Source organism: Actibacterium lipolyticum (genome assembly GCF_900184935.1).
In the GTDB taxonomy this organism is placed as follows: domain Bacteria; phylum Pseudomonadota; class Alphaproteobacteria; order Rhodobacterales; family Rhodobacteraceae; genus Actibacterium_A; species Actibacterium_A lipolyticum.
Window position 1 is genome coordinate 751,120 of record NZ_FXYE01000002.1, and the last position, 24,475, is coordinate 775,594.

Genomic DNA, 24,475 nt, shown 5'->3' on the forward strand with positions numbered 1-24,475 from the left:
TCTTCCTCTACACAATGCAGCCGTGTTGCAACACAAAGGCATGGCTGGCCGTCGTGATACTCAGGTCTTATGGGCGGATTTCAGGCCGCCCTTTGCAAAACTAGGCACATAAGCCCCCACTTTCAGTGCGCGCTCTGGGTTTGACGCGTTGCCATCCAGCGCGCGCTTCTTCACGCCCTGCAAAATCGCGGCCATGCGGAAGAAGCAGAAGGCGACGTAAAAGCCAAAACCTTCGATGCCATCAAGGCCACGGCGGGCGCAATATGTTGCAACAAAGTCATCATCACTGGGAAGCCCCTGTGCATTTCGATCAATCCCGGCAAGCCCGCGCCCGTCGGCCCCCACCGGCATTTGCCATTGCATGATCACCCCAGCCAGATCGGCATAAGGGTGGCCGATGGTCGATAGCTCCCAGTCCAGCACCGCTTTGCACGACGGGCCATCTGTCGCGAACAGCATGTTGTCGATGCGGTAATCACCGTGAACCAGCCGCCGCTGGCCGTCATCAGGCGGAATGTTCGCATCCAGCCACGACATCAGCTCTTCCATGGCGGTTATCGTTTCGGTTTCCGAGGCGCGGTATTGCTTGGACCAACGGTCTATTTGACGGCGATAATAGTTCCCAGTCGGACCATAGTCGGACAGGCCCACCGCCTCGATATCCACATCATGGATCGCCGCCAGAACCCGGCCCATTTCATCAATGATTGCGCCGCGCTGATCCTTGGCAAGGTCGGGCATGGAGGGGTCGTTGATATTGCGCCCCTTCACATCCTCCATCACATAAAAGGCAGAGCCGATCACGCTGTCATCTTCGCACAGCGCATACATCTTCGGCACGGGCACCCCGCTGCCCGCCAGTGCCTTCTGCACGCGATATTCGCGTTCCACCGCATGAGCAGATTTCAGCAAAATCCCCGGCGGCTTGCGACGCAACACATAAGATTGGCGCGGCCCGGTCAGTCGGAAGGTCGGGTTAGATTGCCCCACCGCGAACTTTTCAGCCGTTACCGGCCCTTCGAACCCCTCCACGTTCTCTGACATCCAGCGCGAGGCGGCCTTTAGATCCAGTTGTTCCACATCGTTAGACATCTGCATCCTCCCTTAGCTGTAGGTCAGCAACTCTTCGGCCGTTTCGGCGGTGATGTGTGGCGTTTCATTGAAACCGTGCAGGTACATTGCGTTGGACGTGCTGATAAATCGGTTCACGGCACAGTTCTTCATCTGCAGTTGCAGCGCGATCTGCTGATCCGCCGGTGTTTGCAGGACCGAGGCGATCATCTGCGAAATTGCCCCGCCTGAACTGACGGCAAGCACCGTTTCCCCGGCCCCTTGCATCACCGCCTTGGCATCGGCAACGCGGTCGCTGAAGGCCGCCCAGGTTTCAGGCGGGTCCGGCACCTCGTCGCGTTGCCACATCAGGACGGTATCGCGCAGCGTGCGAAAATGGGACCGCCTGTCGGAATGCATCCCATCAGGTGCGGGCGCATCGCGGAAACGCGCATCCAGCAGGCCCTTAAAGTCGAACTCGTTCAGCCCGGCGTGAACCTGCGGCTGAACGGGTGCGCCAAGGCCATCGGCGATGCCTGCCAGCGTTTCGCGGTGGCGGCGCTGCGCGCCGATGAACACCGCGTCGGGCATTACCCCCTGCACCGCCAGCGCCTGCCCCAACGCGCGGGACTGGCGGTGCCCCAGATCGGACAGAACATCATAATCCGCCGCCCCGAACGAGGCTTGCGCATGGCGGATAACGTAAAGAACCCCCATCAATCAGGTCTTCGCGTTGGTGTATTTGCGCAGCTCGGCGCGGGCGACCTGACGGCGATGAACTGCGTCAGGGCCATCGGCAAAGCGCAACGTGCGGACCTTGGTGTACATGTCGGCAAGATCGAAATCTTGGCTGATCCCGGCAGCACCATGCAATTGCATCGCGTCGTCAATCACCTTGCCAGCCATCAAGGGGGCCACAACCTTGATCTTGGAAATCCACGGCTGCGCCTCGCGCACGCCAACGGTGTCCATCATATAGGCCGCCTTTAGGCACAACAGGCGGGCCATTTCGATTTCCATCCGAGCGTTGGCGATAATGTCATAGTTCGCCCCCAGATCGGCCAGCTTTTTACCGAACGCTTCGCGCTGAAGGCCGCGGCGGCACATCATTTCCAGCGCCTTTTCGGCCTGGCCAATGGCACGCATACAGTGGTGAATGCGCCCTGGCCCAAGCCGCCCCTGCGCCACTTCGAACCCGCGCCCTTCGCCAAGAACAAGGTCTTCGGCTGGCACGCGCACGTTGGTGAACCGGATATGCATATGGCCGTGCGGCGCGTCATCGGTGTTGAACACATGCATCGGGCGCAGCACTTCGATGCCTTCAAGATCAGAGGGCATCAGGAACATCGAATGACGCCCGTGTTTGGCCGCATCAGGATCAGTGCACACCATAACGATGAACAGCTTACAACGCGGATCACCCGCGCCCGAGGCCCACCATTTTTCGCCATTCAGCACGTAATGGTCGCCGTCTTTCTTCGCCTCAAACGCCAGTTGCGCGGCGTCGGACGACGCGACATTGGGTTCGGTCATCACATAGGCGGACCGGATATCCCCATCGAGCAGCGGTTTAAGCCAGCGGTCTTTGTGGGCTTGGGTGCCGTACCGCTCTAGCACCTCCATGTTGCCGGTGTCGGGGGCGGCGCAGTTGAACACCTCTGCCGCGATGCCGACTTTGCCCATCTCTTCGGCCAGATAGGCGTATTCGACCGTGCTAAGCCCATAGCCCTTATCGCTGCCCGTCAGCCAAAAATTCCACAGTCCGCGCGACTTGGCCATCGCCTTTAGCCCATCCAGAATTTCCAGCTGGCGATCGGTGTGCTTGAACCGGTCGCCCGACGGGTGCTTGCCGATCTCTTCGTGGAATTCCTTGTCCAGCGGGGCAATCTCCTGCTCGACCATATTGCGCACCTGTTCGATCAGAGGCCTGACTTTGTCAGTAACGCCAAGATCCATATTCACTCTCCCTTGTGCCTTACGGCTTATAGAACTTCGAAAAGGCCTGCTGCCCCCATGCCGCCGCCGACGCACATGGTGCAAACCACGTATTTTGCGCCGCGCCGCTTTCCTTCGATCAAAGCATGGCCGACCATCCGCGCACCAGACATGCCATACGGATGCCCGACGGAAATCGCCCCACCGTTGACGTTCAACAACTCGCCCGGAATGCCCAGCTTATCGCGGCAGTATAGAACCTGAACGGCGAATGCCTCGTTCAGCTCCCACAGGTCGATGTCATCCATCGTTAGCCCATTCTTTTCCAGCAACTTTGGCACCGCGAACACAGGGCCAATGCCCATCTCATCTGGGTCACAGCCCGCAACAGCCATGCCAACGTAACGGCCAAGGGGCGAAAGGCCGCGGCGTTCAGCCTCTTTCGCTTCCATCACGACACTGGCCGACGCGCCATCAGACAGTTGCGAGGCATTGCCCGCAGTGATGAATTTGCCTTGGGCGATATGCAGCCCGTCCTTGTGCACAGGTTGCAGGCTTTGCAGCCCTTCCAACGTGGTCGAAGGGCGGTTGCCTTCGTCTTTTTCAAGGGTCACTTCAACGTCCGAAACTTCCTTCGTTTCCCTATCCATGACCTTCATAACGGTGGACATTGGCACGATCTCGTCGTCGAACTTTCCCGCAGCTTGGGCGGCAGCGGTGCGTTGCTGGGATTGCAGCGCATATTCGTCCTGAACATCACGGCTTATGCCATAACGTTCAGCCACCGTTTCAGCGGTTTCCAGCATGCTCATGTAAAGCTCTGGCATCTTGGACTTGATCCACGGATCGACTGCGCGGAACCTGTTCATCTTGTCGTTTTGAACCAACGAGATGCTTTCCCCGCCACCCCCAACCACAATGTCCATTCCGTCGCAGATCACCTGTTTGGCGGCTGTTGCGATGGCCATCATTCCGCTGGCACATTGCCGATCCAACGACATCCCCGCCACGCTGGTCGGCAGGCCCGCGCGCATCGCGGCTTGGCGTGCGAAATTCCCACCCGTCGCCCCCTGCTGAAGGGCCGCACCAAAGACGCAATCTTCAACCTCGCCGCCATCAAGACCGGCACGTTTCACCGCGTTGGCAATGGCGTGCCCGCCAAGGGCCTGCGCCTGTGTATCGTTGAACGCCCCACGATAGGCTTTGCCAATTGGCGTGCGTGCGGTTGAAACGATTACTGCGTCGCGCATGCTTTCCCTCCCTTATAAAAACGCGGGGCCGTCAGGAGGCCCCGTCTAAATATCTGCGATTTATCCATTCGGCGACGAGGGCTGGCTTTTCCTGCCCCTCAATCTCGACCGTGACGTTTAATTTGAAGGTGATCTCGCCCGGCTTGGTTTCACTTACATCGACCAAGACAAACCGCCCGCGTATCCGCGCCCCCGATTTCACCGGGCTGATGAACCGAACCCGGTTCAGCCCATAGTTCACCCCCATCGCGGCGCCCCGCACCTCTGGCATCACCTGATAGGACATCGCCGACAAAAGAGAGAGCGTCAGAAACCCATGCGCGATCGTGCCACCGAAGGGGGACGGCGCGGCGGCTTCGGGATCAACGTGAATGAACTGATGATCATCGGTGGCGTGGGCAAAAGAATCGATGCGCGCTTGATCGACGGTAATCCAGTCTGAAACGCCAATCTCTTGCCCAATCAGGCGCGACAGCTCTGCGATGTCGGCGGTTTTCGGCATCAACGTCGCCCCGCAGGTGCAGCAATTCCGGCCGCATCATCGGGCAATTTCGCAAAATAACGTCGATATTCCAGTTTGTCGCAAAAATCAGCCAAAAGATTCCCTCAACCCCGCCCCGATGTTCTGCATTGCAGAATAGAGTTTCGCGAAATGCTTGACAAGTCGCCTTTCAATACGGCTCACTCAGTGCAGGACAGCTGCAAAAGCAGCACCTGCTATGGGAGGAAAAAATGAATTTCACTAAATCCGCGGCCCTTGCTGCGGCCATTAGCCTTTGTGCGGGCATGGCGTTCTCAGACACCGTCAAGATTGGCTTCATTGACCCACTGTCCGGCCCATTTGGCCCAACAGGTGATGCGGGACTAAAGCAGTTCAATTTTGCCGCCGATCAAATTAACGAAAACGGCGGCATGGCGGGCAACACCGTCGAAATTCTGCCGTTCGACAACAAGGTGAACCCAAAGGAGTCGCTTGTTCAGTTGCAAAAAGCCATTGACCAAGGCGCGCGCTTTATCGTTCAGGGGAACGGGTCGTCTGTGGCTTCGGCGATCATCGATGCTGTTAACAAGCACAACACACGCAACCCCGGCGATGAGGTCTTGTTCCTGAACTACGCCGCCGTTGATCCCGCATTCACAAATGACCGCTGCTCTTTCTGGCACTTCCGTTTCGATTCCGATGCCGACATGAAAATGGAGGCGCTGACAGATTGGGTGACCAAAAACGAAGACATCAAGAAGGTCTATCTGATTGGGCAGGACTATTCCTTCGGCAAAGCGGTCGCCGCTGCGGCTGAACGTATGCTGGCCGAAAAGGCCCCTGATGTCGAAATTGTGGGCAACGAACTGCACCCGCTGGGCAAGGTGAAGGATTTCACACCTTACATCCAAAAAATCATCAGCTCTGACGCGGATGCCGTGATTACCGGCAACTGGGGCCAGGATATGGTTCTGCTGATCAAGGCGGCCATCAGTTCGGGCAGCGACGTGCCTTACCTGACCTATTATGGCGGATCACTTGGTGCCGCTGTTGCGATGGGCGAACAGGCTGTCGGATCTGTCTATCAGGTTAGCGAGGTCAACACGAACCTGCCAACCACCGACGCACAGAACGCACTTATCGACGCTTATGAGGCGAAGTACCCCAACAACAACTATTACTTCCACCGCATTCACATGCTGATGGACATGATGGACATGGCGGCCGAAAAATCGGGCTCTACCGATCCCAAGGACATCGCGATGGCGTTGGAGGGTATGGTAGTTGATGGGCCATACGGCACTGTAACGATGCGGGCAGACAACCACCAAATCCTGCAACCGTTGTTCGTGTCCGTATTCAGCGACAATGTGCAGCGCGACGTGGAAAACACGTCACTGGGTTGGGCATCAACCGATGCAGATCGCATCGAAGCCGAAGACACCAAAACCGAAACCACCTGCAAGATGGAGCGCCCGTAACAACTGGCCGCTACCACTGGGCGTCGCTGGGGCGGCGCCCTTTTCCATAGGGGGACAGATGGAAACCGTTGTCTTTTCGCTTTTGAACGGTGTGATTTACGGCCTGTTGCTGTTCATGCTGTCCAGCGGCCTGACGCTTATCTTTTCAATGATGGGCGTTCTGAACTTCGCACATGCCAGCTTTTACATGCTGGGCGCGTATTTCGCTTACACGATCAGTTCGGTCAGTGGCTTTTGGCTGGCGCTGATATTTGCCCCCATTCTGGTGGGGCTTGTCGGGGCGGCAACCGAACGATGGGGCCTGCGCAAGGTACACGCCAACGGGCATGTCGCCGAGTTGCTGTTCACCTTCGGGCTTGCCTATCTGATCGACGAGGTCGTCAAAATCATCTGGGGGCGCAACTCTGTCGATTATCGGGTGCCAGAGCTTCTCGATTTTCCTCTGTTCACCCTATATGGCACGCAATACCCGGCCTATCGCATTTTCATTCTGTTCGTCGCCGTGGCGATGCTTGTCGCGCTTTGGCTTCTGTTGAAACGCACCCGCGCGGGGCTGATCATTCAGGCCGCACTGACACATCCTGAAATGGTTGGCCACCTTGGCCATAACGTGCCCCGCATCTTTATGACCGTGTTCGGGGTTGGCTGTGCGCTGGCCGGATTGGCGGGCGTTATTGGCGGCAACTATCTGGTGACCGACCCAGCGATGGCCATTTCCATTGGGCCAATCGTGTTTGTTGTGGTCGTCGTTGGCGGACTTGGCAGCCTAGAGGGGGCGTTTATCGCCTCTCTGCTGCTTGGTCTGCTGCAAACCTTTGCCGTTTCGATTGACGCGTCCTTTGCCGACATCTTTGGCTGGCTGGGCCTTGGCGAAACAACCGAGGTCGGGCGCATCACCATCGCATCCCTCGCGCCGATGCTGCCGTTCCTGATGCTTGTCCTCATTCTAATGGTCCGCCCACGCGGCCTGATGGGGGACCGTGACATATGAGCGATATGGCAACTGAAAACTTCGCCAACCTTGCGCCATCGAACGCGCAAAAGTTCCGCATGCGCGTGCTGCCCTTCGTGCTGTTCGCGGCCGTTGCGGTGCTTATCCCGCTGTTTGGCCCATCACGGTCGGCCTATTCCCTGCTGAACGCGATTGGCATCAACATCGTCTTTGCGCTTAGCTATAACATGCTGCTGGGCCGGGCCGGGCTGCTGTCGTTCGGGCATGCGGTTTACTTTGGCCTTGGCGGATACGCCGCGCTGCACGCGATGGGCATGATCGAAAACGCCGATGGCGGGTTTTGGGGAAGCGTCCCTGTCTTCGCCATGCCGCTGGTCGGCTTTGCAGGCGGGGCGCTGGCGGGGGCCGTAATTGGCTGGCCGTCTTGCCGCCGCGCAGGCACGGCCTTTGCCATGATTTCCCTTGGGGTGGCCGAATTGATCGCCGCGATGGGGTTCATGTTCGGCTCTATCTTCGGGGGCGAGGAAGGCATTTCAGGCGACCGCATGAACGGGCCCGAGGTGTTTGGCCTGTCCCTTGGCCCCATCGGCGAGGTGTACTGGTTCATCGCCTTCTGGACGGTGCTGGCCGCGCTGCTGATCTTTGCCTTCACCCGCACCCCGCTGGGCCGCATGTCCGAAGCGACGCGCGATAATCCGCAGCGGGTGGAATTCGTGGGCTATGACCCAACCCGCGTGCGGTATCTTGTGTTCATCGCCGCGGGCGGCTTCGCCGGACTGGCTGGCGGCATGTCGGCCGTGAACTATGAAATTTTCACGCCCGAGGCGCTGTCGCTACTGCCATCCGGCTTTGTGCTGATCATGACCTATGTGGGCGGCGCGCGGTATTTCGCGGGGCCGGTACTTGGCGCGATTGTGCTGACCTATATGCAATCAAACCTGTCGGACTTTACCGAAGCATGGCTGCTGTATCTGGGCCTGCTGTTCATCACCATCGTGATGTACGCACCCAACGGCCTTGCCGGAATCGTGGCCGGGCTTTGGAACGGAACGCGCGCAACCGGAATGGCCTATCTGAAAACATGGGCGGCGCGCGTTGTTGCCATTGCGATCGCAATGGTCGGCGTAATCGTCTTGGTCGAAGTCGCCGTGCGCAAATCCAACGGCTATGGCGAAGTGTTTGAACCTTTCGGCCTTCACCTGACACCCGGAAGCCCGCTGACATGGGCCTTGGTGATCGTTCCGCTGATCGTGGGGCTGGGCCTGCTGCGCCATCTGGCGCGTGACGAACAGGAGGCAGGCGCATGACCGCACCCGCACTGAAACTTACCGACCTGCACAAAAGCTTTGGCCCCGCGAAGATCATCCAAGGCGTGAACCTAGAGATTGAAAAGGGCGAACGCCACGCGATCATTGGGCCGAACGGCGCGGGCAAATCCACGCTGTTCAACCTGATCTCGGGCCAGTTCTGGCCGACCAGCGGCAGCGTGGAACTGAACGGGCAAGACATCTCGCGCATGAAACCGCACGAGGTTAACCGCCGCGGCCTTTCGCGCAGTTTTCAGGTGTCGAACGTGTTCACCAACATGACAGTGCGCGAAAACGTGCGCTGCGGTGTGCTGTATTCGATGGGCCATGGATACAGCTTTTGGCGCAACGTCGGGAACCTGCGCGAAGTGCAGGAAAAGACCAGCGCGATCTTGGAACATGTCGGCCTGATCGACAAAGCCAACCTTCCCGCTGCCCTGCTGCCGTATGCCGATCAACGCACCCTGGAAATCGCGATCACCATCGCGGGCGGGGCCGGTGTGATCTTGCTGGATGAACCCACCGCCGGGATGAGCCATTCGGAAACCGACCGCGCTGTCGCGCTGATCGAAAAGGCGACAGAAGGCAAAACTCTGATCATCGTGGAACACGACATGGGCGTGGTGTTCGGCTTGGCCGACCGCATTTCGGTTCTGGTCTACGGCGAGATTATTGCGACGGGGCGCCCCGAAGAAATTCGCGGCGATCCCCGTGTGCGCGAGGCTTATCTGGGCGATGAAAATCTGGAAGGGGTGGCCTGATGGAACCGATGCTTGAAGTCCGCGACCTGAACGCGTTTTACGGCAAAAGCCACGTCCTGCGCGGCGTGAACATGGAAATCATGCCGGGCGAAGTTATCGCCCTTCTGGGCCGCAATGGCGTTGGCCGATCAACCACCGCCAAGGCGATCATGGGCGAAGTCGCCCCGCGCGGTTCGATCAAGTTCAAGGGGCAGGAAATTGCAGGGCTGGAAAGCTATCGCATCGCGCATCTTGGCCTTGGCTATGTGCCGGAAAACCGCGACATCTTTCCCACGATGACCGTGCGCCAAAACCTTGTGCTGGGCATCAAAGACATGAAAACGCCCGGCCGCTGGTCGATTGAGCAGATGCTGGAAATGTTCCCCAACCTCAAAGCCCGCGCCGACAATCCGGCGGGCGTTCTGTCGGGTGGGGAAAAGCAGATGCTAACCATGTGCCGCACGCTAATGGGTGATCCTGACCTCATCATCATCGACGAACCCACCGAAGGGCTGGCCCCCAAGATCGTTCATCAGGTTGGCGATACCATTGCCGAAATCGCCAAGGCCGGTGTTGCGATTTTGTTGGTGGAACAAAAGCTTTCCATCGCCCTGCGCATTGCCGCGCGCGTTTACGTGATGGGGCATGGGGAAATGGTCTGGTCAGGCACGCCCGACGAATTTCGCGAACGCGAAGATGTCAGGCGCGAGTGGTTGGAGGTTTAACACCCCGCTTCGCCCTATGACGCCCCCTATCCTTCGACTGGGGGCGTCTTTCGTTCAGGGGTCAAACAGCGTCGGGAAGCTTATAATCCGCGAACTGTTGCCGCAGTGTCAGCTTTGAAACCTTACCCGTGGCGGTCAAGGGCAAGGCGTCCAGATACACCACATCATCAGGCAGCTGCCATTTGGCGACATGTTCCAACAGCATCTTGTCCATCTCTTCTTTCGGCGGCTTTCGCTCACCGGCGGGAACGACACAAAGAAGCGGGCGTTCATCCCATTTCGGATGAGGCACCGCGATAACCGCGCAGCTTGCCACATCCGGATGCGCCATCACGATGTTTTCCAGATCAATGGAGCTGATCCATTCCCCCCCGGACTTAATCAGATCTTTCGCCCGGTCTTGCAGACGCAGGAACCCGTCCGCATCGATCGACGCGATGTCACCGGTGCCGAACCACCCCTCTGGGTCAACGGCGGCCTTGCTGGCCTCTTCGTTGTTGAAATAGCCGCTTGCGATGGCATTACCGCGCACGAACAACTCTCCCACGGCGACGCCATCATGCGGCAGGCGGTTGCCCGCATCGTCGACGATTTTCAGGTCCACACCGAACACCCGGCGGCCCTGTGTCATCTTCAGCTTGATTTGGTCGTCAAACGGCAATGCTTTCATGTCGCTTGATAGCCCGCCGTCGGTGCCCACGGGGCTCATTTCGGTCATGCCCCATGCGTGGCAAACCGTGACACCCGATTTTTCGAACGCTTCGATCATAGAGCGTGGCGCAGCAGAGCCGCCGATGATCACCTCTCCGAAACCTTCGGGGTTACGGCCACGTTCTTTGATTTCGCCCAGAAGGCCCAACCAAATCGTCGGCACGCCCCACGCGGAAAACACCTTTTCACGCTCCATCAGATCATAAAGCGATTTGCCGTCCATCGCCGGGCCGGGGAAAATCAGACACGCCCCCGTCAACGGTGCCGCATAGGGCAAGCCCCAGGCGTTAACGTGGAACAACGGAACCACGGGCAACAGGCGCGACGCTTCTTTCAGGCTTCCGTCCTGCGTCACCGCAATCGTGAACGCATGCAGCACAGTGGAACGCTGCGAATACAGCACCCCTTTTGGATGGCCCGTCGTCCCGGACGTATAACAAAGACCTGCGGCGGAATCTTCGGGCACGGTGGGCCAGTCATATTCCGCGGGGCACCCTTCCAACAACTCCTCGTAGCAATGGAAAAACACTTTGCTGTCGGGCATATGCTCGCGATCGGTCATCAACACATAGCGCATATTTGGCGGCAACTTGTCAGCCAGCGCTTCGATCAGCGGCACAAAGGTTGTATCAACAAACAGCACCCGGTCTTCGGCGTGATGCGTGATATAGATCAGCTGCTCAGCCGACAGGCGCGGGTTGATCGTGTGGCACACAGCCCCGATACCCGAAATCGCATAGTAAAGCTCAAAGTGCCGATACCCGTTCCACGCCAACGTCGCGACCCGGTCCCCCTTCTCTATCCCCATCGCCTTTAGCGCATGTGCAAGCTGCCCGACGCGGCCCATGGTTTCACGATAGTTGGTGCGGTGAACATCCCCTTCGGTGCGTACTGAAACGATCTCCCCCCGTGGATGTGTTTCAGACGCGTATCTTAAGATGTCGATGATCGACAACGGTCGGTTCATCATCATTCCCTGCATCAGCTTCCTCCCTAGCCTTGGCAACGTGCGTTTTACACTGCGAAATGTAATTCTGTTTTTGCAGCATCGCAAAGATGATACGTCGATGAAACAAGATTCTTGAAATAGGGACATTCACCCATGGCAGACATGATGAAACAGGTGGTTCTAGCCAGCCGGCCAGCCGGTGCCGCCGGATTGGAACACTTCCGACTAGAAGAGGTCGCGATCCCCACCCCAGCCGACGGCGAGGTGCTGGTTCGTATCACCCACATGTCGCTTGACCCCTACATGCGCGGGCGGATGGACGACGCGAAATCATACGCCACCCCGGTTGCTGTTGGCGCCACGATGGAGGCTGGCGCCGTAGGAGAGGTCATTGCCTCAAACGCGCCGGGATTTGCACCCGGGGACACCGCGTTCGGGATGCTCGGCTGGGCCACTCATGGCTGCCTTCCGGCGACCCACCTGCGCAAGCTTGACCCCTCCATCCCCGCAACCACCGCGCTTGGTGTGATGGGGATGCCGGGCTTTACTGGATGGTACGGGCTGACCGAAATCGGCAAACCCAAAGCGGGTGAAACGCTTGTCGTTGCGGCGGCCACTGGCCCTGTTGGGTCGATGGTCGGGCAGCTGGCGAAGTTGCGTGGGCTGCGTGTCGTGGGCATCGCGGGCGGTGCTGACAAATGCAAACAGGCGGTCGAAACCTTCGGCTTTGACGCCTGTGTTGATCACCGCGCCTATGACACCGCCCGCGATCTGCGCAAGGCCATTGCCGCCGAAGCCCCGGACGGGGTGGACATCTATTTCGAAAACGTCGGCGGCAAAGTGTTAGAGGCCACCCTGCCCCTGATGAACACGTTCGGGCGCATTCCCCTTTGCGGCATGATCGCGTGGTATGAAGGGGCCGAAACCTCTGCGACGGATCAATTGCCGCGTGTCTGGCGCAATGTGCTGGTGAACCGTCTTTGCATCAACGGCTTCATCATCTCAGATCACTTTGACCGCTTCCCTGACTTCCTGAAAGAGGTCGCGCCGCATGTGGCTGACGGCAGCATCACCTATCTGGAAGATGTCGCCGAAGGCCTTGAAAACGCGCCGGAAACCTTCCTTCGGATGCTCAAGGGCGGCAACAAGGGCAAACAGATCGTCAAAATCAGCTAAGGGATCGGCGCGGGGCTAACCGCCTCGCGCCTTTTCGTCGGCCGAAACCTTGGCCATGTACCCGATGAATTTGTCATAATCGCTGGCCTTCACGGCCAACCCTTTAAGGGTGCTGTCATGCGTGGTGATCATGAACTGCTGTTCCTTCATCGCGGCGATGACCTTGTCGGCCACAAGTGCGGGCGTCACGGCGCGCGGCTTTAAGTAATCGGCCTCTTCGATTAATGGGGTTTGCACGCCTTCAGGGCACAGGCAAAACACCTGCAAGGGCGTATCGGCATAGTGAAAGGCCAGCCATTCCGCAAAACCCACCGCGCCGTGTTTCGTTACGCCATAGCCGATGCTGTTCACCTCGTTCAGCAGACCGGCGGCAGAGGCTGTGACGATAAACTGCCCGCCCCGTTCGGCCATCTGCGGCACAAGATGGCGCGCGGCCCAGACGTGGCTCATCAAATTGATGTTCATCATGCGCTGCCAGTCATCCTCGGATGCGGTGATATCCATCCGCTGCGCGATACCCGCGTTCGAGGCGAAGATATCAACCGCGCCCTCATGCGCCTCGACATCCCGTAACATCGCCAAGACGCCGGCCTCGGTCGAAATGTCGGCCCGCAAAAACCGGGCTGAGAACGGATTTTCGCGCATCGCTGGCGTATCGTCGGTTAAATCCGCAAGCACCACCTTGGCCCCCGCATCGGCAAAGCGTCGCGCCATCGCGTGCCCGATACCGCCCGCACCGCCAGTGACCACTGCAACCTTATTTGCGAAATCCAATTTCATTTCCCCCGCTTGATATCGCCACACTAGCCATTTTCAGCGGTCGGTCAAAAGCAAACCTAAGGCCGCCCTTGGGCCGGAAGCCAAATCAAGAATGTCGTGCCCTTGCCCGGCGTACTTTCCGCAGTAATGTCGCCGCCGACACGCGCGATCAGTTTGCGGCTGATCGATAGGCCCAGCCCCGTCCCTTCGCTGCGCTTGGTGGTGTAGAACGGATCAAACACGCGTTTCAGAACCGTGTCTTGCATGCCCACCCCTGTGTCCGTCACTTCGATCAGCACACCCGGCGCTTCCCCGCGCGGCATATCGCGACTTGCGACGGTCAACACCCCACCATCCTCCATCGCCTGAATGGCATTTACGAATAGGTTGACCAGTACCTGCTGAAGCTCTGTCCGGTTCATCGAAACCGTCTGTTGGGACGACAGGTTCAACACGATTTCGATGTCGCCCTTGGTCAACAGATGATGCACCAACGGCACGCTATCGCGCACCGCATCATCAGGGTTATAACCTTCGACAGTGCCCGCGTATTCCTCCGGGCGGGCGAATTCCAAAAGCTTGCTGACCAGAATATTCACGTTCTGGATCTGCTCTTGGATCAGCGTGAATTCGGTTTTCCACGGTTTTGCGCCTTCGCCAAGCTCATCGCGGATCACCTCTAGGTTTCCTTGAATCACGGCAACGGGGTTATTGATTTCATGCGCAACACCGGCGGTGATTTCGCCAATCGCGGCCAGCTTTTCGGAAACGATCAGCTGCCGGGTTGTGACCTCCAACTCTTTGTTAGCTTCTTGCAGATCATGCGTGCGTTCGGCCACACGGCTTTCCAACGCTTCGGCCCAGTCACGCAGACGGCGATCGCGTTCCTGAAGCTGGTCCAACAGCGTGTCCAGATGCGCGGCGACGCGACCGATTTCATCATCGCTGCTGTCCACGCCACTGCGTGCGCCCAAGTCGCCCGCTTCGACCCGGGCGATGGTTGCTGTCATCCGCTCTAGCGGGCTGAAAATGGCGCGGGCCCACCGCAAAAAGATCGGGACAGAGGCAAGAACGATAAGGAAAAACGCGATCGCAATGGTCAGAACGGTTTGCCGCTTAGCCTCGAAAAAGGGGGTATCAAGGAACCCGACATAGAGCATCCCCACGCGTTTGCCATAACTATCGACGATGGGTTCATAGGCCGAAACATACCAGTCGTTCACCACAAAGGCGCGATCCAGCCAGACGCGCCCTTCGTCCAAGACCGCCGCGCGCACCACTGCAGATACCCGCGTGCCCAAGGCGCGGACATCTTCGAACAGGCGCACGTTCGTGCTGATCCGCACATCCTCTAGAAAAAGGGTCGCGGTGCCTTGGCTGCCTTCGGTCAGGCTGGCCGCCGGATAGACCAGATCGTTGATTGTGTCGATGAAGCCAAGGTTGCGGTTCAACAACAACCCGCCAACCAACGCGCCCCCAGCGGCCGGGGCGGCGGCGTGCACGATCATGCCACGAGTTTCTTCGCTGCGTTCGGTCGGCACAGCGGCTTCGGTCGGCACCAACGCAAAGCTGGCCCTTTCGGCCAAGGCCGGGCTGAATTGCGCCAGATCGCTGGCTTCGAAGATATCAATCTCTGCCCTATGCGAACCGGAAAGCGCGGCTTGCACCACAGGCCATTTTTCAAGACCTGCCGGATTGCCCACATGCGGCGACGATGTCACTCGCCCCCCGCGCTCCATAAAATAGAGAAAATCGAGCCCAAGTTCGGCCCGCTTCTGATCCAGAAAAACAGCGACAGCCGCGTTGTCTTGTGCCGCGATGCGCCGTTCAAACGCCCCGGACTGGCCAAGCGCAACAATTCCGGCCCCGCGGGTTTCCAAGATACCGGCAAGATGCTGATGTGCGATCGTAAGTTCGCTGTTCACCTTCGCGATTGAAAGCTCATCAAAGCGGCGCACCCAGTTGGCGACCGTGGTGCCCAACAGCAACGGCAGAACAACCAGCATTGGCAACAGCGCAATCAGCAGCAGGCGAAAGCGAACCGTGCGGGGAAAGCCAAGCGCCCGGTCGTTGGAGCGCCGGTGCTTAGGCATTCCACATGGCACATTTGCGGTCGATGGTTTTGCGCGACACGCCCAACCGGCGGGCTGCTTCGGCGCGGTTGCCATCGCAGGCTTCCAGCACCGAAAGTATGTGGCGCCGTTCAACCAGATGAAGCGCCTCTACATGTTCTTCGGCGTCAGGAACATCGCCCGCCCCCGCGAATTCCGAAGGGAACTCCCCCAAAATTAGCGAACGTTCGATAAGGTTGCGCAGTTCGCGGACATTTCCGGGCCAGTCATAGCGCGAAAAGTTCACGATCACCTCTTCGGCCAAGGACATCGCAGGCACACCCAACTGACGCGAGAGTTTCTGCATGAACATCTGCGCAAGTTCGCCAATGTCACCAACCCGCTGGCGCAGCGGCGGCATATGCAGGTTCATCACGTTGATCCGGTGAAACAGATCAATGCGGAAACGTTTTTCCGCAACCGCCTGTTCAAGATCCGCATTGGTGGCGAATACAAACCGCAGGTTCAACGGCACCTCGCGTTCGGCCCCACCGGGGCGGATGCGGTTTTCTTCGATCACGCGCAGAAGTGTGGCCTGAACCGGCAGCGGCAATTCAGCGATCTCATCAAGGAACAGCGTGCCGCCGCTGGCGTGCAGGAACAGCCCCTCTTTGCGCCCATCCGCGTTGGCCACATTGCCGAACAATTCGTTCGCGACCTGATCGGGCGAAATAGCCGCGCAATTCACCGGCACGAATGGCTTTTCCGCGCGGTCAGACATGGCATGCAGCGTGCGCGCCGCGATTTCCTTGCCCGTGCCGCTTTCCCCCGTGAACAGCACCGGCGTTGGCAGCGGGGCGACCTTTTCCAGCGTGCGCCGAATTTCTTCGATCTTAGGAGAACTTCCAAGCAAACGCCCCCTGCCCGAGATGTCTTCGGACAGAAGTTCGTATTTCAAAAGGAAGTTTTCGCGCCGCAGGTGGCGCTGATCCATGCACCGCGCCACCGCGTTCAGAATTTGGTTGGACCGAAACGGTTTTAACACAAAATCCGCCGCACCAACGCGCAACGCCTGAATCGCGGTTTCCAGATCGGCATAGGCCGTCATCAAGATCGCTTCGGCGAAGAACCCGACGCGGCGCTGGTCTGACAGCCAATCAAGCCCCGACTGACCGGGCATCACGTTGTCCAGAATGACAATGTCGAAATGATGCTGGTCAAGCTGGCGCGAGGCCTCTTCGGCGCTGCCGGCCTGTTCGATCCGCTTACAGCGGGGCGATAGGGTTTTGACCAGGAAATTGCGCATTCCGGGTTCGTCATCGACCACAAGGATCGAAGCATTTCGAAGCCCGGTTCCGAACCCGTTATCCGCAGCAACAGCAGCGGCATCCGGGCCGGGTATTTCTCGGTTGTTCATAGTGCTCTGATGCCCTTTCGCTCAACCGTTGCGCGTTGATGGCCCGCTTGTTTGTTCGCGTGTCGAAAAGCCCATGTTATCCAATACCACGTCTGCGGCGACGGCCAGAACCGCAATGGCGACAAAAGCAATGATCATGCTTTTCATCAAACTCTCCTATCAACAGTAGTATGCGCCCGTGGCGGCGATGGAACAAGCCGCCACTCTATTCAGCTGGTGAGGTGGCGTGATCATCGGCCTCGCCGGTGACCTCTTCGTACCACAGGCTGTGATGCTCTTTCGCCCACTGCACCTCTACCTCGCCGGTGCCCATGGCATCAAACGCACCTTCCATCCCGACAGAGCCAAGATAGATATGCGCGATGATGATCGCCATGAAGACAAAGGCGATGATCGCGTGCCAACTTTGCGAAAGCTGCATTTCCTGATGCGGGGCAAGGTCGGTGGGCAGTGGTGCCATCCCGACAAGCTGAGGCAAGCCCAGCGCGTTCATCTTTTCGAACGTCGCGGCAAACATCGGCAGCTGGAATGGGAACAGCAACGACAACCCGGAAACCGAAATTGAAACGCCAAGAACGATCACGGACCAGAAGATGATCTTTTGCCCGGCGTTGAACTTTTTCGCAGGCGGGTGAACCCCTTTGGAAAACAGCCCGCCCCCCTTGGCCAACCACCGAAGGTCGGTTCGGTTTGGAATGTTTTCGATCACCCAGAAGACGAAGACCAAGACAAGACCAACCATAAAGGCCCATGCGATGTTGTTATGCGCCCACTTCGCGGCAATCGCGATGGGGGAAAACACTTCTTTGCCGAACAACGGAATAAGCGCGACCCGCCCGAACAGCGAAATCAGGCCCGTGATGCCCAGTATGATGAATGACCCGGCCAACAACCAATGGGCAAATCGCTCCATCGAATTGAAGCGCATGATCTTGACGCCGGTACGCTCTCCATCAATGCGGATTTTGCCGCGCAGAAGGTAGAACAGCAAAAGCACGACCAACATGCCCAGCAACAAATAGCCGCCATAGGTCAGCAGCGGCCCCTGACGGAACTTCAGCCACGCCATGCCGCCGTCTTGAATAAGCACCCCGGCCGCAGGCGAGCGGGAAGAGACCTTAACCTCAGCCGAACCATAACGAAGGCTTCGGTACATATCGGCATCGGATGCGCCCCCCAGCGTGCCAAGCTGATCGGTCATTCGCGCCGCGTGATCTGGATCGCCGATCTTTTCGCTGCGGAACGTGTCATCAATCGCTTCGCCGCGCTGACGGGCAAGGATGTCCTCCAACGTCTGAGCACCGCCAGTGGCGGCGCGTGGGTCTTCGACGCCCGTGGCCACATCTTCGGCCCAAGACGCGGGCGCGAAAAGCACGGTCAATGAAAGCACAACAACAAGCAATCGGTGCAGGGTCATTGGATTATCCTGAAACTATATCTTGCCGCGCACAGGCGCGGACTTTCCCCAAAAAGGTCCGGGGCCGCGTTGCGGCAGCCCCGGAAATTAGCCAATTAGTTGTTGGCCTTGGCTTCGTACGCGGTGCCCCAGCCCCACGCACCCGAACCGAAGCCGCGTGCAACGACGCGTTCACGGTAGATGCTGGAAACCACGTCACCGTCGCCCGCCAGAAGCGCCTTGGTCGAACACATTTCGGCGCAGATGGGCAGCTTGCCCTCGGCAATCCGGTTACGCCCGTATTTGGAGAATTCGGTTGTCGAATTATCCTCTTCGGGGCCACCGGCGCAGAAGGTGCATTTGTCCATCTTGCCGCGCGAACCAAAGTTGCCCGCCTGCGGATACTGCGGCGCGCCGAACGGGCACGCATAGAAGCAATAGCCGCAACCGATGCACAGGTCCTTGGAGTGCAGCACCACACCGTCGTCGGTTTGGTAAAAGCAATCCACTGGGCACACGGCCATACACGGCGCATCCGAACAATGCATACATGCGACAGAGATCGACCGTTCGCCGGGCTTGCCATCTTCGATGGTCACGACACGGCGGCGGTTGATGCCCCACGGCACTTCATGTTCGTTCTTACAGGCGGTGACGCAGGCGTTGCATTCGATGCAGCGTTCGGCGTCGCAGAGAAATTTAGCTCTAGCCATTCTTTGTTACTCCTTATGCTGCCGAGATTTTGCAGAGAGTCGCCTTCGTCTCTTGCATCTGGGTGACAGAGTCATAGCCATAGGTCTGGGCGGTGTTGGTGGATTCACCCAGAACGATCGGGTCAGCGCCGTCGGGGTATTTGTCCCGCAGGTCCTGCCCTTCGAAGTGGCCGCCAAAGTGGAACGGCATGAAGGCAACGCCTTCGCCGACCCGTTCGGTCACCATTGCCATCACCTTGACCTTGCCGCCTTCGGGCCCTTCGACCCAGACCTGCTTGCCGTCCCGCACACCAAGGTTGTTGGCATCGCGCGGGTTAATTTCGACAAACATGTCCTGCTGAAGTTCGGCCAGCCACGGGTTGGACCGGGTTTCATCCCCGCCCCCCTCGTATTCGACCAGTCGGCCCGACGTTAGGATGATGGGATAGTCCTTGGAAAAATCGTTCTTCTGGATCGATGCGTACATCGTGGGAAGACGATAGAACTTCCTATCTTCATAGGTCGGATAGTCGGCCACAAGATCGCGGCGGTTGGTGTAAAGCGGTTCGCGGTGAACCGGCACCGGATCCGGGAAGGTCCAGACCACAGCCCGGGCTTTCGCGTTACCGAACGGCGCACATTCATGCGCGATGGCAACCCGCTGAATCCCGCCAGAAAGGTCGGTTTTCCAGTTCACCTTGCCAATAGCCTCGCCCGAGGTGGAATAGATCGCCTCGATCGCGTCCGGCGTTTCACCGTCTTCGAAATCAGCATCCGCCAAATTCAGGCTATCAACGTCGGTAAAGCTGCCATCGGCAACGGCCTGGATGATGGCCCACTCGGCCTTGGTAAGGTCTTTTTCCCAACCAAGATCGCGCAGCATCGCCATGGTGAATTCAGGATAACCATCCTGAATGTCCGACCCTTGCGAATAGACCCCTTCGGCCAACAGGTTGTCGCCGTCACGTTCCACCCCGAAACGGGCGCGGAAGGTCAGGCCACCTTTGGAAACCGCCTTGGACATATCGTAAAGGTTCGGCGTACCGGGGTGGTTCATTTCAGGCGTGCCCCAACAAGGCCAAGGCATCCCGTAATAATCCCCGTCGGCCGGGCCACCGATGGCTTGCAGCGTCGTTTTGTCAAACGTGTGCTGGTTCGCCATGTGCTTTTTGATGCGATCTGGCGATTGACCGGTATAACCGACCGTCCACATGCCGCGGTTGAACTCTTCCGTTACGCTTTCGATGTTCGGCGTTTCGTCGTCTTCCATTTCGATGTTGCGGAAGAAACGATCGGCCCAGCCGAACTTGTTCGCAAACTTGGCCATGATGACATGGTCAGGCAGGCTTTCGAACAGCGGATCGACGACCTTGTCGCGCCACTGAAGCGAACGGTTCGACGCCGTGACAGAGCCGCGCGTTTCGAACTGCGTACAGGCCGGCAGAAGGTAAACGCCATCGGTCCGGTCATGAAGCACGGCGGAAACGGTGGGATACGGGTCAACCACGACCAGCATGTCCAGCTTTTCCATCGCCGTTTTCATTTCCTTCATCCGCGTTTGCGAATTCGGCGCGTGACCCCACAGAACCATGGCGCGAACGTTGTTCGGCTGGTCCATATTTTCAGGGTCTTCCAGAACACCATCGATCCAGCGCGACACAGGAATGCCGGTCAGGTTCATCAGGTTCTTTTCTTTGCCATCTGCGGCGGTAACGGTTTCAAACTGGCCCTTCAGCCAATCCATATCCTCGCCCCAGACACGGCCCCAATGGCCCCACGCACCTGCCGACAGACCGTAATAGCCCGGAAGCGTATGCGAAAGAACGCCAAGGTCGGTTGCGCCCTGCACGTTGTCGTGGCCGCGGAAGATGTTGGTGCCGCCGCCTTCGGTGCCCATGTTGCCCAGCGCAAGCTGAAGCACACAGTACGCGCGCGTGTTGTTGTTGCCGTTGGTGTGCTGCGTGCCACCCATGCACCAGATCACGGTGCCGGGGCGGTTATTGGCCATGGTGCGGGCCACACGCTCAAGCTGGCTACCGGGGGTGCCGGTGACGCGCTCAACTTCTTCGGGGTTCCACTTGGCCACTTCTTCGCGGATCTGATCCATCCCCCAAACGCGGGTGCGGATGAATTCTTTATCCTCCCAACCGTTTTCGAAGATGTGCCACAGAATACCCCAAACCAGCGCCACGTCAGTCCCAGGACGGAACCGAACATATTCGTCCGCATGGGCCGCCGTACGGGTAAAGCGCGGGTCGCACACGATCAGCGGAGCGTTGTTCTGCTCTTTCGCCTTCAGAACGTGCAGCAGCGATACCGGGTGCGCCTCGGCTGGGTTGCCGCCGATGATAAAGATCGCGCGGCTTTTGTGGATATCGTTGTAGCTGTTGGTCATGGCGCCGTAGCCCCATGTGTTCGCAACACCCGCAACCGTGGTCGAGTGGCAGATACGCGCCTGATGGTCCACGTTGTTCGTGCCCCAATAGGCGGCGAACTTGCGGAACAGATAGGCCTGTTCGTTGTTGTGCTTGGCAGAGCCCAGCCAATAAACGCTGTCAGGGCCGCTTTCTTCGCGCATCTTCATCATGCCGTCGCCGATCTCGTCGATCGCCTGTTCCCAGCTGATGCGCTTCCACTCTCCACCCTCTTTTTTCATCGGGTATTTCAGGCGGCGTTCGCCATGGGCGTGTTCGCGGACCGATGCGCCTTTGGCGCAGTGGGCACCAAGGTTGAATGGGCTGTCCCAGCCGGGTTCTTGCCCGACCCAAACGCCGCTTTTCACTTCGGCAATGACGGTGCAGCCGACCGAACAATGGGTGCAAACGGATTTGACCGTCTGAACCGCGTTATTGACGGCAGTTTGCGCCTCGGCACGGGTAACCGTGCCGCCGGTGGCACCAATCGCCGCAAGCCCGCCAATGGCAAGGCCCGAGCCGCGCAGAAAACCGCGCCGGTCCACCGATGTTTCGGAAATCGTAGATAGAAGAGATGTCCGTTGGGGGCGTCGCGCAACCCCGTTGGTTTTCTTCCTAAGCATTTTTCCCTCCCTTGCTGATACGGCGCAGGGCCGCTGTGCTGGGTCGTTTCTAATGATGGCCGGTGGGCGTCACGCAACCGGTGGCCATTTGGTGAAATCGTCCGTCAGAAACGGGCGGTTTCGAAATATGCGCGCGTGTGCGCGGTATCTTGCATCGTGCTGTTGCCAGCGCTGTCGGTGCTTGCGGCTTCGGCCGTTTCCCCGGTCATCGCCACGGCAACCGCAGCAGCGGGCGCCGAAACCGAAGCGAGCTTTAGAAAGTCGCGGCGGCTTGCCTTGGTGTCTTCGGATTTTTTGCCCATGGGCTGTCCTCCTCTGATGTGGTGGCGGGCGGGCCCGCCGGTCTTCGGCGCGGATCACTCCCCGCCAATTCGAAACGCTTCTTTTTCAATCTCCATGAAGATGCGGCCAATCGCACCGACCGGGGCATAGAAAAGCGAATTCTTGGCCCCCTCCAGATCGGTAAAGAAATGGCCGGCCCATGGGCCGATATGCCGATTGAAAAACTCTTTCTGCCGCTCCACCGGGGCGGGGTCGCCAAAGCGGCCTGTGATCATCCCGGCCATCATCTCCATCAAGCTGGCGATGTTGTCTTCGGGTTCGAACACGTTCGGGGCGCGGGTGATTTGCAGGGCCTGCATTTCCTGACGAAGCACCGCCAGCGGCTTTTCGTTCAGGAAACCGGTCAAGTAATAGCTGGCATAGGGCAACACCTCGCCCCGGCCCAAGCCGATGAACAGCGCGTTGAATTCCTTTTCCACTGATCCTGCCGTGCTGGCCGTCGCCACACGAGACAGCGCAGTAATCGCGCGCCCCATATCGGAATCGTCCCCCGCCAGTTTCACCGTGCGGCCCAGCAAAGCGCGATCCGGCGGCGAGGCAAGCAGCGCCGACAAGAACCCGTAAAGATCGGCGCGCAGCTGATCCTCTTCGGGGATGTTTTGGTCGGTCGCGGGCATTTGTGTCATCTCAGCTCCTGTTCCGGTGCGGATGCGAATTCGAAACGCATGCGGCGGCGGGGTTGTGGGGCGGTTTCTTCATCGAAACGCTGGCCCTCGGGCTCTGCGGTTTCGGGTGTTTGATCGGCTTCCTCGGGGGTGTCGTCGGGCAGGTGTTCTTCCTCCTCGACCAGCGCTAATTCTTCTTGGGGCGCTTCAGGCGCGTCCGCTTCGGCCGCTTGTTCGGCCATCGCGATGACGTGTTTCATCATCCCTTTGCCAACCTGATAGGCCGTCTGAAGGTTCTCAACCACCAAGGCAGAGTCGGTAAAGTCTTCGCCGTAATCCACAAGCTGATCGAGGTTCGCCAACACAGGGTTCGTCCGCCACAACTGGCGCAACGCACGGGTGCGAAGGCGTTGCGGCACAGCCTCTTTCATAAAGGCCGAAAAATCGTCGCCCGCGGTCAGCGTGTCGGGGTCTGGCAGGTCCAGCTCTTCCAACAGTTCAGCATCTGACTTTTCTTCTGCCTGCGCTTCCAGCTCTGCGGCCTCAGCCTCGGCGCGGACCAATTCCTCTTGCTCAGCCTCAGCGCGCACACCGGCACGGCGGCGCGACCAGAAATCGGAACCTTCTGGGCGTTGGGTCATTGCGCCCTCCCCCGTCCGGCGCGGCGGGGCACGCTGTACACATCCGAAATCTGCTGAATGCGCGGGTCACCCTTGCCATCCTCGACCATATCAACGCGGTGCTTGTTGCGCTTACGCTTGATGAATTCTTCGTGGACGTGGTGCGTTTCGGCGAATTCCTTGACCCATGCGATCAGCCCTTCGGGCATGGGAACCAGTTCCACCAGCTCTTCGCCGCTGTCCTGATAATCCTGCGCCTCATAAGGGGACGCGGTGACAAGCACCGGCACCAAGGGCTGTTCGCTTTCGGCAGCTTCCGCCGGGCGCATAATAACCGCGATACTTGGCACCCGCGCGGCCAAACCTGCAAGGTATGCTTCGGTGTCAGAAGACCACAGTTCCAGTGGCAAGGTCGCAGCGTGGAATTCGACAGTATCGCCCTCGCGGCGCAGCTCTTTCCAATCGGCAGGTCCAGCACCGGGAAGCACCGCAACAGCCTGCCACGACCACGCCGCCCAACGGGTCACACCCGGCCTGCGCCGGATGACAATCCCAAGCGGCATCAGTGCGTGACTTAGCGCCATGAGTGCCCGTTCCCTCCCCTTCGGTGTACGACTGCGTACTGTTCCCATCGAAATTTGGGCACATTCAAAGGGTTCGGCCAACACAATTTTGGCGAATCGCTGGAATTGAAGGCGCGCGGCGGGTTTCACGGACAAATTGTCCACCAGAAAAATGGTCACACCCCCAAGTTGGGACGAATTGTCCAGCTTCGCGAAAACCACCTATTTCTGTCGAG

At 58.8% G+C, this 24,475-nt stretch carries 23 protein-coding genes; 6 read left to right on the forward strand and 17 right to left on the reverse strand.

Features of this window, described 5'->3' with window-relative positions; all coding sequences use genetic code 11:
• Window positions 1–60 precede the first annotated feature (60 nt).
• The 5 genes from COL8621_RS12360 to COL8621_RS12380 are packed head-to-tail and all read right to left on the reverse strand — an operon-like array spanning window position 61 to window position 4,737.
• The gene (locus COL8621_RS12360; RefSeq protein ID WP_093968558.1) at window positions 61–1,092 is read right to left on the reverse strand and encodes a phosphotransferase family protein; all 1,032 of its coding nucleotides are present in this window, start codon (window positions 1,090–1,092) and stop codon (window positions 61–63) included.
• 12 nt (window positions 1,093–1,104) lie between these two features.
• Window positions 1,105–1,767, reverse strand: a complete 663-nt coding sequence (locus tag COL8621_RS12365) for a histidine phosphatase family protein (protein ID WP_093967652.1) — start codon at window positions 1,765–1,767, stop codon at window positions 1,105–1,107.
• Window positions 1,768–1,770: 3 nt separating this feature from the next.
• Complete coding sequence (locus tag COL8621_RS12370) at window positions 1,771–3,006, reverse strand: acyl-CoA dehydrogenase family protein (protein WP_093967653.1); 1,236 nt, start codon at window positions 3,004–3,006, stop codon at window positions 1,771–1,773.
• Window positions 3,007–3,032: 26 nt separating this feature from the next.
• Complete coding sequence (locus COL8621_RS12375; protein WP_093967654.1) at window positions 3,033–4,235, reverse strand: acetyl-CoA C-acyltransferase; 1,203 nt, start codon at window positions 4,233–4,235, stop codon at window positions 3,033–3,035.
• Between the two features lie 31 nt (window positions 4,236–4,266).
• Window positions 4,267–4,737, reverse strand: coding sequence for a MaoC family dehydratase (locus COL8621_RS12380; RefSeq protein WP_093967655.1), 471 nt, complete (start codon window positions 4,735–4,737; stop codon window positions 4,267–4,269).
• Window positions 4,738–4,967: 230 nt separating this feature from the next.
• On the opposite strand from COL8621_RS12380, the gene COL8621_RS12385 reads away from it, so the two are divergent.
• Genes COL8621_RS12385 through COL8621_RS12405 form a run of 5 tightly spaced genes read left to right on the forward strand, consistent with a single transcriptional unit; the run spans window position 4,968 to window position 9,921 of the window.
• On the forward strand, window positions 4,968–6,197 hold the full coding sequence (locus tag COL8621_RS12385) for a branched-chain amino acid ABC transporter substrate-binding protein (protein WP_093967656.1): 1,230 nt from the start codon (window positions 4,968–4,970) through the stop codon (window positions 6,195–6,197).
• 58 nt (window positions 6,198–6,255) lie between these two features.
• Window positions 6,256–7,188, forward strand: coding sequence for a branched-chain amino acid ABC transporter permease (locus COL8621_RS12390; protein ID WP_093967657.1), 933 nt, complete (start codon window positions 6,256–6,258; stop codon window positions 7,186–7,188).
• A complete protein-coding gene (locus COL8621_RS12395) occupies window positions 7,185–8,456 on the forward strand; it encodes a branched-chain amino acid ABC transporter permease (protein ID WP_093967658.1) in 1,272 nt (423 codons plus the stop codon). Before COL8621_RS12390 ends, COL8621_RS12395 begins: the two co-directional genes overlap by 4 nt.
• Window positions 8,453–9,217: an ABC transporter ATP-binding protein gene (locus tag COL8621_RS12400; RefSeq protein WP_093967659.1), complete on the forward strand. Its 765-nt coding sequence runs from the start codon at window positions 8,453–8,455 to the stop codon at window positions 9,215–9,217. Before COL8621_RS12395 ends, COL8621_RS12400 begins: the two co-directional genes overlap by 4 nt.
• The gene (locus COL8621_RS12405; protein ID WP_235823855.1) at window positions 9,217–9,921 is read left to right on the forward strand and encodes an ABC transporter ATP-binding protein; all 705 of its coding nucleotides are present in this window, start codon (window positions 9,217–9,219) and stop codon (window positions 9,919–9,921) included. Before COL8621_RS12400 ends, COL8621_RS12405 begins: the two co-directional genes overlap by 1 nt.
• 61 nt (window positions 9,922–9,982) lie before the next feature.
• Here the strand turns inward: COL8621_RS12405 and COL8621_RS12410 are convergent, their stop codons facing one another.
• Entirely contained in the window at window positions 9,983–11,614 is a 1,632-nt protein-coding gene (locus COL8621_RS12410) for a long-chain-fatty-acid--CoA ligase (RefSeq protein ID WP_093967660.1), read from the reverse strand.
• A gap of 120 nt (window positions 11,615–11,734) precedes the next feature.
• Between COL8621_RS12410 and COL8621_RS12415 the strand changes: the two genes are divergently transcribed.
• Window positions 11,735–12,757, forward strand: coding sequence for an NADP-dependent oxidoreductase (locus COL8621_RS12415; RefSeq protein WP_093967661.1), 1,023 nt, complete (start codon window positions 11,735–11,737; stop codon window positions 12,755–12,757).
• A gap of 15 nt (window positions 12,758–12,772) precedes the next feature.
• Here the strand turns inward: COL8621_RS12415 and COL8621_RS12420 are convergent, their stop codons facing one another.
• The 11 genes from COL8621_RS12420 to COL8621_RS12465 form a co-directional block, all read right to left on the reverse strand.
• A complete protein-coding gene (locus COL8621_RS12420; RefSeq protein WP_093967662.1) occupies window positions 12,773–13,537 on the reverse strand; it encodes an SDR family NAD(P)-dependent oxidoreductase in 765 nt (254 codons plus the stop codon).
• 56 nt (window positions 13,538–13,593) lie between these two features.
• Window positions 13,594–15,609: a sensor histidine kinase gene (locus COL8621_RS12425; protein WP_207652088.1), complete on the reverse strand. Its 2,016-nt coding sequence runs from the start codon at window positions 15,607–15,609 to the stop codon at window positions 13,594–13,596.
• Window positions 15,602–16,984 (reverse strand): sigma-54-dependent transcriptional regulator, encoded by a 1,383-nt coding sequence (locus tag COL8621_RS12430; protein WP_093967664.1) that lies wholly within the window; start codon window positions 16,982–16,984, stop codon window positions 15,602–15,604. Before COL8621_RS12430 ends, COL8621_RS12425 begins: the two co-directional genes overlap by 8 nt.
• A gap of 21 nt (window positions 16,985–17,005) precedes the next feature.
• On the reverse strand, window positions 17,006–17,131 hold the full coding sequence (locus COL8621_RS19390; RefSeq protein WP_268875516.1) for a hypothetical protein: 126 nt from the start codon (window positions 17,129–17,131) through the stop codon (window positions 17,006–17,008).
• A 58-nt stretch (window positions 17,132–17,189) separates the two neighbouring features.
• Window positions 17,190–18,401, reverse strand: coding sequence for a formate dehydrogenase subunit gamma (locus COL8621_RS12435; protein ID WP_093967665.1), 1,212 nt, complete (start codon window positions 18,399–18,401; stop codon window positions 17,190–17,192).
• 95 nt (window positions 18,402–18,496) lie between these two features.
• Window positions 18,497–19,093: a formate dehydrogenase FDH3 subunit beta gene (fdh3B, locus tag COL8621_RS12440; protein ID WP_093967666.1), complete on the reverse strand. Its 597-nt coding sequence runs from the start codon at window positions 19,091–19,093 to the stop codon at window positions 18,497–18,499.
• Window positions 19,094–19,106: 13 nt separating this feature from the next.
• A complete protein-coding gene (locus COL8621_RS12445; protein WP_093967667.1) occupies window positions 19,107–22,109 on the reverse strand; it encodes a formate dehydrogenase subunit alpha in 3,003 nt (1,000 codons plus the stop codon).
• A gap of 104 nt (window positions 22,110–22,213) precedes the next feature.
• Entirely contained in the window at window positions 22,214–22,411 is a 198-nt protein-coding gene (locus tag COL8621_RS12450; protein ID WP_093967668.1) for a twin-arginine translocation signal domain-containing protein, read from the reverse strand.
• 54 nt (window positions 22,412–22,465) lie between these two features.
• Complete coding sequence (locus COL8621_RS12455) at window positions 22,466–23,077, reverse strand: TorD/DmsD family molecular chaperone (protein ID WP_093967669.1); 612 nt, start codon at window positions 23,075–23,077, stop codon at window positions 22,466–22,468.
• Window positions 23,074–23,697, reverse strand: a complete 624-nt coding sequence (locus tag COL8621_RS12460) for a DUF3306 domain-containing protein (RefSeq protein ID WP_093967670.1) — start codon at window positions 23,695–23,697, stop codon at window positions 23,074–23,076. The genes COL8621_RS12455 and COL8621_RS12460 overlap by 4 nt, the downstream gene beginning before the upstream one ends.
• Complete coding sequence (locus COL8621_RS12465; protein ID WP_235823856.1) at window positions 23,694–24,260, reverse strand: DUF3305 domain-containing protein; 567 nt, start codon at window positions 24,258–24,260, stop codon at window positions 23,694–23,696. The genes COL8621_RS12460 and COL8621_RS12465 overlap by 4 nt, the downstream gene beginning before the upstream one ends.
• Window positions 24,261–24,475: the final 215 nt, after the last annotated feature.